This is a genomic window from Paraburkholderia suaedae (genome assembly GCF_040812055.1).
GTDB lineage: Bacteria > Pseudomonadota > Gammaproteobacteria > Burkholderiales > Burkholderiaceae > Paraburkholderia.
This window is the reverse complement of record NZ_JBFOAH010000019.1, coordinates 1-13,259: the sequence shown is the minus strand read 5'-3', so window position 1 is coordinate 13,259 and position 13,259 is coordinate 1. Positions and strand designations below refer to the sequence as shown.

Below are 13,259 nucleotides of genomic sequence, written 5' to 3'. Positions count from 1 at the left end.
TGGTTATCAAGCGTTGCGTTGGGACGCGCTCTGCGACGCGCCGTGAGACGTATTGCCGCGAGCAAGCTTCGACTGCTTCACGAAGTTTTCGAGCAGCGCGTGGCCCTGTTCGGACAAGATCGATTCCGGATGGAACTGGACGCCTTCGACGGCCAGTTCCTTATGGCGCACGCCCATGATCTCACCGTCCTCGGTCCATGCCGAGATTTCCAGGCAATCCGGCAGTGATTCCCGTTCGATCGCGAGCGAATGATAGCGGGTGACGACGAAATGCTTCGGCAGATCGGCGAACACGCCTTTGCAGTCCGTTTCGATGGTGCTCACCTTGCCGTGCATGATGGTCTGCGCGCGCACCACGCGGCCGCCGAAGGCTTCGCCGATCGCCTGATGGCCGAGGCACACGCCGAGAATCGGCGTCTTGCCGGCGAATTCGCGCAACACGTCGAGTGTGATGCCGGCGTGCTGCGGATTGCTCGGACCGGGCGACAGACAGATGCGCTCGGGGTTGAGCCTGGCGATGTCGTCCAGCGTGATTTCGTCGTTCCGGTAGGTGCGCACGTCTTCGCCCAGTTCGCCGAAGTACTGCACCAGGTTGTAGGTGAACGAGTCGTAATTGTCGATCATGAGCAGCATGGTGTGTCTCCGGTCAGAAGTCGCTATCGAGGCCGTCTTGAACCTGTTCGGCGGCGCGCAGGACCGCGCGCGCCTTGTTCTCGGTCTCTTGCCATTCGGATTCCGGCACCGAATCCGCGACCACGCCCGCGGCCGCCTGCACATACAGATTGCCATTGGCGATCACGCCGGTGCGGATCGTGATGGCCAGATCCATTTCACCGGTGAACGACAGATAGCCGACCGCACCGCCGTACAGCCCGCGCTTGACCGGCTCCAGTTCGTCGATCAACTCCATCGCGCGGACCTTCGGCGCACCCGACAGCGTGCCGGCCGGGAACGTCGCGCGCAGCACGTCGAAATTGGTGGTGCCGGGCTTGAGCTTGCCTTCGACCGAACTCACGATGTGCTGCACGTGCGAGTACTTTTCGATCACCATCTTGTCGGTCACGACTACCGAGCCGATCTGCGCGATGCGGCCTACGTCGTTGCGCGCGAGGTCGATCAGCATCACGTGTTCGGCGATCTCCTTCGGATCGTTCAGCAGTTCGGTCGCAAGTTCCGCGTCGCGTTCCGGCGTGTTGCCGCGCGGACGGGTGCCGGCGAGCGGACGAATCGTCACGATGCGATCGTCGCCGCGTTTTTCCTGGCGCACCAGAATTTCCGGCGACGCGCCGACCACGTGAAAGTCACCCAAGTTGTAGTAGTACATGTACGGCGACGGATTCAGCGAACGCAGCGCGCGATACAGCGACAGGGGATTGTCGCGGTACGGCTTGGTCAGACGCTGGCCGACCTGCACCTGCATCAGTTCGCCGGCGGCGATATATTCCTTCGCTTTCCGCACGGCGGCCAGATAGTCGTCTTTTGCGAATTCGCGATAGATGTCCGTGCGCACGCTGGCCGAGGTGACTGGCGGCTGCACGGTCGTGCGCAAACGCTGGCGCAGTTCACGCAGACGCTGTTTGGCTTTCGTGTAGGCCTCGGCCTGGGTCGGATCGGCGTACACCACCAGATAGAGCTTGCCCGCAAGGTTGTCGATCACCGCGACTTCTTCGGTGAGCAGCAACTGGATGTCCGGCAGATTCAGATCGTCTTGCGGCGCGGTGTGCGCCAGCTTTTTCTCGATATAGCGCACCGCGTCATAGCCGAAGTAACCGGCGAGGCCGCCCGCGAAACGCGGCAGCCCGGGGCGCTGCGCCACTTTGAAGCGGCTCTGGAATTGCTGGATGAATTCGAGCGGATCGCCCTCGTGCGTTTCGACAACCGTGCCGTCGCGCACCACTTCAGAGACGCCGTTGCGGGTACGCAGCAGTGTGCGCGCCGGCAGCCCGATGAACGAATAACGGCCGAAGCGTTCGCCGCCCACCACCGATTCCAGCAGAAACGAGTTTGCGCCGTTGCGCTCGCTCTGCGCGAGTTTGAGGTACAGCGAGAGCGGCGTTTCCAGGTCGGCGAGCGCTTCGGCGATCAGCGGAATGCGGTTGAAGCCCTCGTTGGCGAGGGACTGGAATTCGAGTTCGGTCATGTTCCGATCCTGTACGGTGGTCCGGCCGCGGCGTGCGTCGGACAAAGCGGGGCGTTGCGCGATCGGTCGGCGCGTTCGTCGACATGTCGACATGATGATACCGACCGGCGCGAGTTTCCCATCGGCGCGAGCAGCGGGTTTCAGTGTGCGGGTACACGCAGGCTGAATCAACCGATGCCGCAAAACCAGACGATGGAAAAACGCGTGAGCGCAGCGAAGTAAAAAACGGTTGCCGAAGACGAGCTTCAGCGTACCTCAGGCGAGGTTAGCGCGACCAGCGACGCCAGGGCCAGGCTCCCCGGTCGATGCTAATCAGACTCCGTTTTTTATTCAGAAACATGAGGATGAGGGACTTTTCAAGTCGTGGATCGATGTGCTGCGATCACCTTGGCGGCGTCCAGCAGCGAGGCAACTATACCATCGGATTTTATCGTTTGTATAGCTTGCCCATGGTTGTAGCCGTAGGGCACCGTGAGCGTCGCCATGCCGGCCGCGCGGCCCGCGAGCGCATCGTTTTCCGAATCGCCGATCGCGACGGTGCTGCGCGGTTCGACGCCGAGTTGCGCCGCGGCGGTGAGCATCGGCAACGGGTCCGGCTTCTTTCTCGCGAGGCTGTCGCCGCCGAGCACGACACTGAAATACTGCGCGAGCCCGTACTGTTGCAGCAGTTCCAGCGCGAACCGATGCGGCTTGTTGGTCACGCACGCGAGCTTCAGGCCGGCATCGCGCAACGCGCGCAGACCCGCTTCCACATCCGGATAAAGTCGCGTGTGCAGACCGTTGATCTTCGCGTATTCCGCCTGATAGATGGCGAGCGCTTCGTCGAAGCGGTCTTGCGCATGATCCGCTTCGAAGCGCGGCGCGAGCACGCTGCGGATCAGATGCTCCGAGCCTTTGCCGACATAGCCGACCACTTCCTCGCGCGACGTTTCCAGCGCATCGAGCTGCGCAAGCATGCCGTTCAGGCCGGCGGTGAAATCGTCGGCGGTGTCGATCATCGTGCCGTCGAGGTCGATGATCGCCGCTTCCAGACGCGGGCCGGTGAACTTTGGAGCGGGGAAGGAAGTGGTCATGGAGCCTGCCGGTTCAGTGCTGAATGTGGGCGAGCGCCGCGCGCATCTTGTCGATCACGACTTTGTGGTCCGGCTGGCCGAAGATCGCCGAACCGGCCACGAACGTGTCCGCGCCAGCCGCCGCGATTTCGGCGATGTTGTCGACCTTCACGCCGCCGTCCACTTCGAGATGAATCTCGCGGCCGGTCCGTTCCTTGTACGCGTCGATCCGCTTGCGGGCCTCGCGCAGCTTGTTCAGCGCCTCGGGAATGAACGACTGGCCGCCGAAGCCCGGGTTGACCGACATGATCAGCACGAGATCGAGCTTGTCCATTACATGGTCGAGGTAGTTCAGCGACGTGGCGGGGTTGAACACGAGGCCGGCCTTGCAGCCGTGCTCGCGAATCAGCGACAGCGTGCGGTCGATATGGTCCGAGCCTTCCGGATGGAAGCTGATCAGGTTCGCGCCGGCCTTGGCGAAGTCCGGCACGATGCGGTCGACCGGACGCACCATCAAATGCACGTCGATCGGCACGTTCACGTGCGGGCGGATCGCTTCGCACACGAGCGGGCCGATGGTCAGATTCGGCACGTAGTGGTTGTCCATCACGTCGAAGTGAATCCAGTCGGCGCCGGCGGCGACGACGTTGCGGACTTCTTCGCCCAAACGGGCGAAGTCGGCGGACAAAATGCTGGGGGCGATGCGAAATTGCGTCATGGCGGGGAGCGGATGCAAGCAGGAAAGCGCCATTTTACCGTTTCGCGCAGGTCCCGACCGCAGCTTGGGTTTTCACGGCCGCGCCCAGGCGCCGCGCAGGTGACGCAACGCCTGATGAGCCCTGGCTAAAGGTAATGGCGGGTTGCGGGCGTGCCGCGCATCAAGCAGAATGCCAATCCATGCCCTGGCTTCGCCAATACGCCGCAAAGCATTGGCATTCGGGGCTTCGCGCGTTTTTCCCACAGCGTTTCGTACACCGGAATCAGGATGAGCCAGTATCAATTCAGCGTCTCGGCGCAGGTGCAATACCTGCCTGAAGAGTCGGACCCGGAGCGCCGCCAGTATGCATTCGCATACACGCTGACCATCCGCAACACCGGCCAGGTGCCCGCGCAGTTGATTGCCCGTCATTGGGTGATTACGGACAGTGAGGACCACGTGCAGGAAGTGAAGGGCCTCGGCGTGGTCGGGCACCAGCCGCTGCTCAAACCGGGCGAGCACTTCGAATATACGAGCTGGGCGGTCATCGCCACGCCGGTCGGCACCATGCGCGGCGACTATTTCTGCGTCGCGGAAGACGGCGAGCGTTTCGACGCGCCGGTGCCGGAATTCATTCTGCGCATGCCGCGCACGTTGCATTGAACCGGGGAGCGGGCCCGCGGTCTGTAAGCACAGTCGAGCGCGTGCTGAGCGCGTGGGTCGCCAGTTCAGCACGCGCTGCAACGCGCGCTTTGACGCGGCACGCTAGTGCGGTTTTTGCTGCCTGGAGTGTTCGCTCGCATTGGCGCGATTTGCTTTCTTCTTCCCGGACGACGTCCACACAACGATGAAGACGAGCAGAAAGAGCGCGACGAGCGACTCCAGCGCGAAGATGAGCATCGGGTATTCGTCGAACAGATCAGACATGGCGGTTTCCATCAAGAACGAACATTGTATGCGTTTTGTCCGCATGGCCGGAGCCTGGCTCGGGGCACTTTCAGTTGCGGTGCTGCTGGCGTCCTGCGGTGGTGGCGGTGCGCTGCGGCCGTCGGTTTCGCCGCCCACGGGTGCGGCGATCATACCCGGTCAGATTGCCGCGACGCGACTCACGGCAGTGGCTTGGCGGCAGGTGCCGGGCTGGCAGGACGACTCGCTGATCGGCGCGACTGCCGCGCTGCGGCAGAACTGCGTCAGGCTCGCGCGCCAGCCGAACTGGTCGCGTGCGTGTGCGGCCGCCGCGCAAATCGACGATCTGGATGTCACGAGCGCGCGCGCGTTTTTCGAAACGTATTTCACGCCTTTCCAGCTAGCCAATAACGACGGCACGCTCGACGGTCTCGTCACCGGTTACTACGAGCCTTTGCTGCGCGGCTCGCGCACGCGCCACGGCGTGTATCAGACCGCGCTATATCGGTGGCCGAGCGCTTACCGCGGGGGTGCGCCGCTGCCCGCGCGTGCGCAACTGGAGCGCAGCGGCGTGCTCAACGGCAACGAACTGGTGTGGGTCGACGATCCGATCGAGGCGTTCTTCCTGCAGGTGCAGGGTTCCGGTCGCATCGTGATGGAAGATGGCAGCGTGCTCCGGGTCGGCTTTGGCGGCACCAACAACCAGCCGTACAAGTCGATCGGGCGCTGGCTGCTGGATCGGGGCGAGCTCACGCCGGCGCAGGCGACCATGCAGGGCATCAAGGCATGGGCGCGCGCCAATCCGACTCGCGTCGATGCACTGCTCGATACGAATCCGCGCTTCGTGTTCTTCCGTGAGATGCCTTCCGCCGAAAGCATGGCGAGCGGCGGCGCGGACGGTCCAATCGGCGCACTCGGTGTGCCGTTGACACCGGAGCGGTCGATCGCGGTCGACCCGAGTGCCATTCCTTTGGGCACGCCGGTGTTTTTGCAGACCACGCGTCCATTGACGAACTCGCCGATGAATCGCCTGGTGTTTGCGCAGGACACCGGTACCGCGATCAAAGGCGGTGTGCGTGCAGATTACTTTTGGGGACTAGGCGACGACGCCGGCGACCTGGCGGGCAAGATGAAGCAGGGTGGCCGGATGTGGTTGTTGCTGCCGAATTCGTGATCGAACGGGGCTGCAGTGGTGAAAAGGTGGCCTTCGGATCGCATCCGCCGCTGCGTGATTTGCAGATCGAAGCCTGCACACGCGCAGTGCCCGACGGAATCGACCGTTGTGCTCACGGCGAGCTTCGCTGCGTTGCTGCAAACGGTCGCAGGTCCAGGTTGTAAGCCTGGACCTGCGACCGCTTTTTTCGCGCGGGTTAAAGCCCCGACTTGCGCTTGTCCACCACCCGCCGCGCCTTGCCCACCGAACGCTCTATGCCGTTCACTGCCAGCACGTTCACCACCGCGCTCACGCCGATGAGCGCCTTGATGTCATAGGCCAAAGCCTGCTTGGCCGCATTCAACGCTGCCGTATCCGGCGAGGTTTCCGGACAGGGCTCGACGTTCAGCGTCAGGACGTCGAGCGGGCCTTCCCTTGTCAGCACGATCTGATAGTGCGGCGCGAGAGCATGCTGCTTGAGCAGCAGTTCTTCAATTTGCGTCGGGAACACGTTCACGCCGCGCACGATCATCATGTCGTCCGAGCGGCCGGTGATCTTTTCCATCCGACGCATCGTGCGGGCACTGCCCGGCAAGAGGCGCGTGAGATCGCGCGTGCGGTAGCGGACGATGGGCAGCGCTTCCTTGGTCAGCGACGTGAACACCAGCTCCCCGAGTTCGCCGTCGGGCAGCACTTCGCCGGTCTCGGGGTCGATGATCTCCGGATAGAAATGGTCTTCCCAGATGGTCGGGCCGTCCTTCGTCTCCACGCACTCGGACGCGACGCCAGGCCCCATCACCTCGGACAGGCCGTAGATGTCGACTGCATCGATGCCCATGCGCTTTTCGATCGCGTGACGCATCTCGTTGGTCCATGGCTCCGCACCGAAGATGCCGATGCGCAGCGAGCAACTGGCCGGGTCGACGCCCTGGCGTTCGAGTTCGTCGGCAATGGAGAGCATGTAGCTCGGCGTCACCATGATGATGTCCGGCCGGAAGTCCTGAATCAGCTGCACCTGCTTTTCGGTCTGGCCGCCGCCGAACGGGATCACCGTGAGGCCCGCGCGCTCGGCGCCGTAATGTGCGCCAAGGCCGCCGGTAAACAGCCCGTAGCCGTAGCTCACGTGAACCTTGTCGCCGCGCCTCGCGCCAGCGGCGCGGATCGAGCGCGCGACGAGATTGGCCCACGTGTCGATATCGCGCGCGGTGTAGCCCACGACGGTCGGCTTACCCGTCGTACCAGAGGACGCGTGAATGCGCGAAATGCGGTCCTGCGGCACGGCGAACATCCCGAACGGGTAGCTGTCGCGCAGATCTTTCTTGGTGGTGAAGGGAAAGCGCGCGAGGTCCGCCAGCGCCTTGACTTCACTGGGGTGCACACCGGCTTCATCGAACTTGCGCCGATATACCGGCGAATTCTCATAGGCATGGTTCAGCGACCATTTGAGCCGTTCAAGTTGAAGTGCGGCGAGCTCGTCGCGGCTGGCGGTCTCGATCGGATCGAGCGGAAGGGCGGTCGTCATTGAATGTCTCCTTGCTGCCTCAATGCGTGAGTCTGATGTACGGTGCGCTGGTGCGCAAAACAAAACTGGCTGCTATACGCAATGTCGCGCCGGTGAGCGGCCACGGGTTCGTGCATCTGCCGCCGCGCAGCTGCGGGTTTTACCGCTGCGTTGCCACCGGCTCGCCGCGCGTTTGCCTGTCAATCGCCCGTGGGAATCAGCGTGCCTTTGATTTGCGCCGATTTGCCGCGAAACATGGCGACGGTTTCGTCTGCGCGATTGGTGACGCGAATATCGTAGATGCCAGTGCGGCCGCTCAGCGTTTGCTCGACCGCTTCAGCCGTCAGCACATCGCCGCCTCGCACGGGCTTCAGGAACTCGATAGAACAACCCGCCGCAACGGTGTTGACGTTATACGTGTTGCAGGCGAATGCAAACGCCGAATCGGCGAGTGTGAAGATCAGGCCGCCATGGCAGATCTGGTGGCCGTTCAGAAAGTCGTCGCGCACCGCCATGCGCAGGCGCGCATAACCCGCACGCACTGCCAGGATTTCGAGCCCGAGTGCCCGGCTGCAGGCATCGCTCTCGTACATCGCCGCGGCGGTCGCGCGGGCGAGTTCGTCGGGCGTCATCTGGTTAGCGTTCTTGGCATGAGTGGACATATCAGCGGCCCTCGAAGCGCGGCGCGCGTTTTGCCACAAACGCTTGCACACCTTCGGTGTAGTCGTGCGAAGCACCGAGTTCCCGTTGCAGATCGCGTTCGAGATCGAGCTGCTGATCGAGTGTTTGCGTCGCGCCCGCGCGCATGGCCTGCTTGATCGCGGCGATGGCGCGCGTGGGTTGCTGCGCGAGCTGGGAAGCGAGTTTGGCGGCGGCTAACGAGAGCTCCGCGTCGTCGACCACCTGCCAGATCATGCCCCAGCTTTCCGCTCGTTCAGCGCCGAGCTTGTCGCCGGTAATGGCGAGTCCCAGCGCGCGCGCCATGCCGACGCGCTGCGGCAGAAACCACGTGCCGCCGGAGTCCGGTACGAGGCCGATCTTCACGAACGCCTGGATGAAGCTTGCTGAGCGGGCTGCAAGCACGAGGTCGCAAGCCAGCGCCAGATTGGCGCCGGCGCCGGCGGCCGTGCCGTTGACGGCAGCGATCACCGGCAAAGCCAGCGCTTGCAGACGGCGAATCAGCGGGTTGAAATGTTTGTCGATCAGATCGCCCAGATCCGTCGAGGCGCCGGGCGTGAAGTCCAGATCGGCGAGGTCCTGGCCGGCGCAGAAGCCGCGGCCCGCACCCGTGAGCACCAGAGCGCGGGCACCGGAGGCTTCGACTTCATCGAGCGCGGCGCTCAGTTCCTGATGCATTGCACGCGTGAAACTGTTGAGCTTGTCCGGCCGGTTCAGCGTGATGGTTGCTACATGGCTCGATGCGTCGATGTCCAGGCGAATCGCTTCATATGACATTGGGTGTCTCCTCGAAGTCTCTTTTGCGGATGGCCGCTTCTGCGGTTGCTATGCAAGACGCTCGATGGCGAGGGCAATGCCTTGCCCGACACCGATGCACATCGTGCACAAAGCAAACCGTCCGTTGATCCGCTCCAACTGGTACAGCGCGGTCGTAATCAGACGCGCGCCCGAAGCGCCGAGCGGATGGCCGAGCGCGATGGCGCCGCCGTTTGGATTGACGCGCGGATCGTCATCGCGCAAACCGAGGGTCCGCAGCACCGCGAGCCCTTGGGACGCGAATGCTTCGTTCAGTTCGATCGCGTCGAATTGTTCGAGCGTCATGCCGAGTTGCAGGAGCAGCTTTTGCGTCGCCGGCGCCGGTCCGATGCCCATGATGCGCGGCTCGACGCCCGCGGTCGCCATGCCCAGCACGCGTGCGCGGCAGCGCAGCCCATACTGCTCGGCCGCCTGCTGATTCGCGAGCAACAGTGCGCACGCGCCGTCGTTTACACCGGACGCGTTGCCGGCCGTCACGCTGCCGTCCGGGCGAACCACGCCCTTGAGCTTGCCCAGACTTGCGAGCGACGTTTCGCGCGGATGCTCATCCAGCACGATGCGAACGGGGTCGCCTTTTTTCTGTGCGACATCGACGCCGACAATTTCCTCCGCGAGCGTGCCGTCACGTTGCGCGCGCGCCGCTTTTTGCTGACTCGCGAGCGCGAACGCGTCCTGATCCGCGCGGCTCACCCCGAACTGGACGGCGACGTTTTCCGCCGTCTCCGGCATCGAGTCGACGCCGTATTGGCGCTTCATCAGCGAGTTCACAAAACGCCAGCCGATGGTCGTATCGTAAATGTCCGCTTGACGCGAAAACGCGCTGCTTGCCTTGCCCATCACGAACGGCGCGCGCGTCATGCTTTCGACGCCGCCAGCAATCACCAGACGCGCTTCGCCAGCCTTGATCGCGCGTGCGGCGGTGCCGACCGCGTCCATGCCCGAGCCGCACAGCCGATTGATGGTTGCGCCCGGGGCGTCCGTGGGGAGGCCGGCCAATAACGCTGACATACGTGCGACGTTGCGATTGTCCTCACCGGCCTGGTTGGCGCAGCCGTAGATAACGTCGTCGAGGGCTCGCCAGTCGACCCCTCCATTGCGCTCGACGAGCGCCCTGATTGGTACGGCGCCGAGGTCGTCGGCGCGCACGTCTTTGAGGGCGCCGCCGTAGCGGCCGATAGGGGTGCGAATCGCGTCGCAGATGAAGGCGTCGTTCATGGGCATTCCTGCTGTTGGAGCGGCGAGGAGTGCCGATCCGATGTTGGATGTTAGTTCGGGCGCACGACCCGGTCCATTCGGCCGAACGGCATAGGAATGAGGCCGTGCTTTTCCAATGCCGCCGTCCTATAACATTCAGCCAGCTACCGCGGGCGCCGCTTTCGGTTCAACATGAACGCGGCTTTGAACGACACGGAAGCGATTGGCGACGAACGCGGCGTCGGCTAGCGCGGCATTGGCAGCCGGGTTCGCGCCCGTGCCATGGAAATCGGAGAAGGCTGCGGACTGGTTGACGAATACCGCGCCCGTCAGATTGATCGACAGCGCGACTCCGCCGCGGATCGACGCCTCGTGCGCCGCGTCGAGCACGGCTTCGTCCGTGCTGTACACCGAAAGCGTCAGCGCGCCGTGCTCGGCGGCCATCGCGCCGGCGAGATCGAGCGACTGAGCGGTCGAGTCGGTCGCGATCACGAATGAGATCGGGCCGAACCATTCTTTGGCGAACTGCGCGTGATCCGTGGCGGCGTCCAGCTGCAGCATGAGCGGTGTGCGCACGCGAGCGCCGGCGAAGACCGGATGTTCCAGCGTACGGCTTTCCACAAGGACGTGGCCGAGCTTCGCGGCTTCCTCGATGCGCTGCGAGACGCCTTCGTTCTGAATCGCGCCGAGCAGTTCTACCGCGCGCGCGGGGTCGGAAACGAGCTTTTGCACGGCGCCTGCGATAGTCTGCGCGACTTCATCGAAACTGAGCGTGCCCTCGGAGGTGCGAATGCCGCCGCGCGGCACGTAGATATTCTGCGGCGCGGTACACATCTGGCCCGAGTAGAGCGCAAGCGAAAAGGCAATGTTACGGGCGGCGGCTTTGATGTCATCGACCGAGTCGATCACAATCTGGTTCACGCCGGCCTTTTCGGTGTAAACCTGAGCCTGGTGGGCGTGACGCTCGAGCCACGTGCCGTTTTGCGTGCTGCCGGTGAAGTCGATGAGTTTGATCTCCGGGCGCAGAGCCAGATCCTGAACGAGTGCGCCGTCGTCGGGTTCTGTGGCCAGCAACGTGACGACGTTTGGATCAAAACCCGCTTCGCGCAAGACGTCGCGCGCGATTCGCACCGTCAGCGCGAGCGGCAGGATGGCGCCGGGATGTGGCTTGACTATGACCGTGTTGCCAGTCGCCAGATCGGCGAACAGGCCGGGGTAGCCATTCCACGTCGGGAATGTGCAGCAGCCGAGCACGAGGCCAGTGCCGCGCGGTACGACGGTGTAGCGCTTATACATCGCGAGCGGCGGATTTTTGCCTTGCGGTTTTTCCCAGTGAGCGTCGGCTGGGATGCGGCGCAACTGGTCCCACGCGTACGCCACCGCTTCGAGCGCGCGATCTTGTGCGTGTGGGCCGCCGGCCTGAAAAGCCATCATGAATGCCTGGCCGGTGGTGTGCATGACGCTGTAACCGATTTCGAAGCTGGCGCGGTTCAGTCGCGCGAGGATTTCCAGGCTCACGCCGATCCATGCCTGCGGGCCTGCCGCGCGCCAGTCGCGTTGGGCGGCGGCCGCGGCCGCGATCAGTGCATGGGGGTCGGCTTTTGGATAGCGAACGCCCAGAAGAAAGCCAAACGGCGAGACTTCGGCGCCGACCGTTTCGCCCGTCGAGGGCTGGTCCAGTTCGAAGTTCGCGTTGAGCAGTGCTTTAAAGGCGGCTTCGCCATCGGCATTAGCTGTTTCCCCGTACACTTTAGGACTCGGCATTTCGGCAAACGGAGTCCAGTAGCCGCGCGTTTGGATCGCGGTAAGTGCCTTTTGCAGCGTGTCTTCGTGCTTGGTGAATAGCAGATGTGTCATGGCAGAGGGGCTTGGCTGTGCGTTGGGGAAAAGACTGTCGAATAATTGACCGACCGGTTGGTTGGTGAATGTTAGCATCATTAAGAGAGCCACGCGAAACGTTTTCGCGTGTGATTACCCCTTAGGAGATAGGAGGCGCCATGGCATACGAGAACATTCTGGTTGAGACACGTGGGCGGGTCGGTTTGGTTACGTTGAATCGTCCGAAGGCGTTAAACGCATTGAACGACGCGTTGATGGACGAACTGGGCAGTGCGCTGCACGCGTTCGACGCCGACGACGCGATCGGCGCGATAGTGCTGACAGGCAGCGAAAAGGCGTTCGCCGCCGGTGCCGACATCGGCATGATGTCGACCTATACCTATATGGATGTCTACAAGGGCGACTACATCACGCGCAACTGGGAAGCGGTTCGCTCGATTCGCAAGCCGATCATTGCAGCAGTCGCGGGTTTTGCCCTGGGTGGCGGCTGCGAGCTGGCGATGATGTGCGACATAATTTTCGCTGCTGACACCGCCAAATTCGGCCAGCCGGAAATCAAGCTCGGCATCATGCCGGGCGCTGGCGGCACGCAGCGGCTGCCGCGTGCGGTTTCGAAGGCGAAGGCAATGGATCTGTGCCTGACCGCCCGCTTCATGGACGCGAACGAAGCCGAGCGTGCGGGATTGGTTTCCCGTGTCCTTCCCGCTGGTTCACTACTGGACGAAGCGGTCGCCGCGGCAGCGACCATTGCCGAGTTCCCGCTTCCGGCCGTGATGATGGTGAAGGAATCGGTCAACCGTGCATATGAAACGACGCTCGCCGAAGGCGTACATTTCGAGCGCCGCCTGTTCCATTCGCTGTTCGCAACTGAAGATCAGAAAGAGGGCATGGCCGCGTTCGTGGAGAAGCGAAAACCGGTTTTCAAGCACCGTTAATAGGCTTGTCAAAATAGCGCTTGCAAGTCGCCTTCGGGCTCGCTAGAATCTCGCTCTTTCGTGCGCCGGACCTCGGGGCACGAAGAGGCGGGAAAGCCAGCAGTGGCGAGGCTTCCAGCGCGTCGGGCAGGTCAGGAAACGTAAAAAAACCTGTTGACGGCGTAGCGGAAATTCTCCATAATCCCGCTTCTCTGCTGCAGATGCAGCGACGCAGAACGGAACGCAGTGCCGGGTAGTCGAAGCAGGTGCTGCGCCACGTGAGGCGGATCGATCTTTAAAAACTAACAGCCGATAAGTGTGGGCGCTTGATGCGCGATGCGGTGGGCGGGTTCCGAGGAATCTGCCTGC

13 protein-coding genes are annotated in these 13,259 nt (G+C 63.1%); 3 read left to right on the top strand and 10 right to left on the bottom strand.

What is annotated here, in order from left to right; translation table 11 throughout:
* Positions 1–6 precede the first annotated feature (6 nt).
* From ABQJ48_RS23540 to rpe, 4 genes are all read right to left on the bottom strand, one after another.
* Positions 7–633, bottom strand: coding sequence for an aminodeoxychorismate/anthranilate synthase component II (locus tag ABQJ48_RS23540; protein ID WP_367840411.1), 627 nt, complete (start codon positions 631–633; stop codon positions 7–9).
* A gap of 13 nt (positions 634–646) precedes the next feature.
* Positions 647–2,140 carry an anthranilate synthase component I gene (trpE, locus tag ABQJ48_RS23535; RefSeq protein ID WP_367840410.1) on the bottom strand — a complete coding sequence of 498 codons (1,494 nt, stop codon included), beginning with the start codon at positions 2,138–2,140 and terminating at the stop codon, positions 647–649.
* Between the two features lie 356 nt (positions 2,141–2,496).
* Complete coding sequence (locus tag ABQJ48_RS23530; protein ID WP_367840409.1) at positions 2,497–3,213, bottom strand: phosphoglycolate phosphatase; 717 nt, start codon at positions 3,211–3,213, stop codon at positions 2,497–2,499.
* Between the two features lie 13 nt (positions 3,214–3,226).
* Positions 3,227–3,910: a ribulose-phosphate 3-epimerase gene (rpe, locus tag ABQJ48_RS23525; RefSeq protein ID WP_367840408.1), complete on the bottom strand. Its 684-nt coding sequence runs from the start codon at positions 3,908–3,910 to the stop codon at positions 3,227–3,229.
* A 267-nt stretch (positions 3,911–4,177) separates the two neighbouring features.
* On the opposite strand from rpe, the gene apaG reads away from it, so the two are divergent.
* On the top strand, positions 4,178–4,552 hold the full coding sequence (gene apaG, locus ABQJ48_RS23520) for a Co2+/Mg2+ efflux protein ApaG (RefSeq protein ID WP_367840407.1): 375 nt from the start codon (positions 4,178–4,180) through the stop codon (positions 4,550–4,552).
* Positions 4,553–4,654: 102 nt separating this feature from the next.
* On the opposite strand, the gene ABQJ48_RS23515 is transcribed toward apaG, so the two are convergent.
* Entirely contained in the window at positions 4,655–4,816 is a 162-nt protein-coding gene (locus ABQJ48_RS23515; protein ID WP_367840406.1) for a hypothetical protein, read from the bottom strand.
* Between the two features lie 28 nt (positions 4,817–4,844).
* Between ABQJ48_RS23515 and mltA the strand changes: the two genes are divergently transcribed.
* Positions 4,845–5,969 (top strand): murein transglycosylase A, encoded by a 1,125-nt coding sequence (mltA, locus tag ABQJ48_RS23510; RefSeq protein ID WP_367840405.1) that lies wholly within the window; start codon positions 4,845–4,847, stop codon positions 5,967–5,969.
* 196 nt (positions 5,970–6,165) lie between these two features.
* Here the strand turns inward: mltA and paaK are convergent, their stop codons facing one another.
* From paaK to paaN, 5 genes are all read right to left on the bottom strand, one after another.
* The gene (gene paaK, locus ABQJ48_RS23505) at positions 6,166–7,470 is read right to left on the bottom strand and encodes a phenylacetate--CoA ligase PaaK (RefSeq protein WP_367840404.1); all 1,305 of its coding nucleotides are present in this window, start codon (positions 7,468–7,470) and stop codon (positions 6,166–6,168) included.
* Positions 7,471–7,649: 179 nt separating this feature from the next.
* Entirely contained in the window at positions 7,650–8,111 is a 462-nt protein-coding gene (gene paaI, locus ABQJ48_RS23500) for a hydroxyphenylacetyl-CoA thioesterase PaaI (protein ID WP_367840402.1), read from the bottom strand.
* Position 8,112: 1 nt separating this feature from the next.
* On the bottom strand, positions 8,113–8,904 hold the full coding sequence (gene paaG / locus ABQJ48_RS23495; RefSeq protein WP_367840401.1) for a 2-(1,2-epoxy-1,2-dihydrophenyl)acetyl-CoA isomerase PaaG: 792 nt from the start codon (positions 8,902–8,904) through the stop codon (positions 8,113–8,115).
* A 48-nt stretch (positions 8,905–8,952) separates the two neighbouring features.
* Positions 8,953–10,158 (bottom strand): 3-oxoadipyl-CoA thiolase, encoded by a 1,206-nt coding sequence (pcaF, locus tag ABQJ48_RS23490; protein ID WP_367840400.1) that lies wholly within the window; start codon positions 10,156–10,158, stop codon positions 8,953–8,955.
* A gap of 135 nt (positions 10,159–10,293) precedes the next feature.
* Positions 10,294–11,994: a phenylacetic acid degradation protein PaaN gene (paaN, locus tag ABQJ48_RS23485; protein ID WP_367840399.1), complete on the bottom strand. Its 1,701-nt coding sequence runs from the start codon at positions 11,992–11,994 to the stop codon at positions 10,294–10,296.
* Positions 11,995–12,134: 140 nt separating this feature from the next.
* Between paaN and ABQJ48_RS23480 the strand changes: the two genes are divergently transcribed.
* Positions 12,135–12,911 carry an enoyl-CoA hydratase gene (locus tag ABQJ48_RS23480; protein WP_367840398.1) on the top strand — a complete coding sequence of 259 codons (777 nt, stop codon included), beginning with the start codon at positions 12,135–12,137 and terminating at the stop codon, positions 12,909–12,911.
* Positions 12,912–13,259 lie beyond the last annotated feature (348 nt).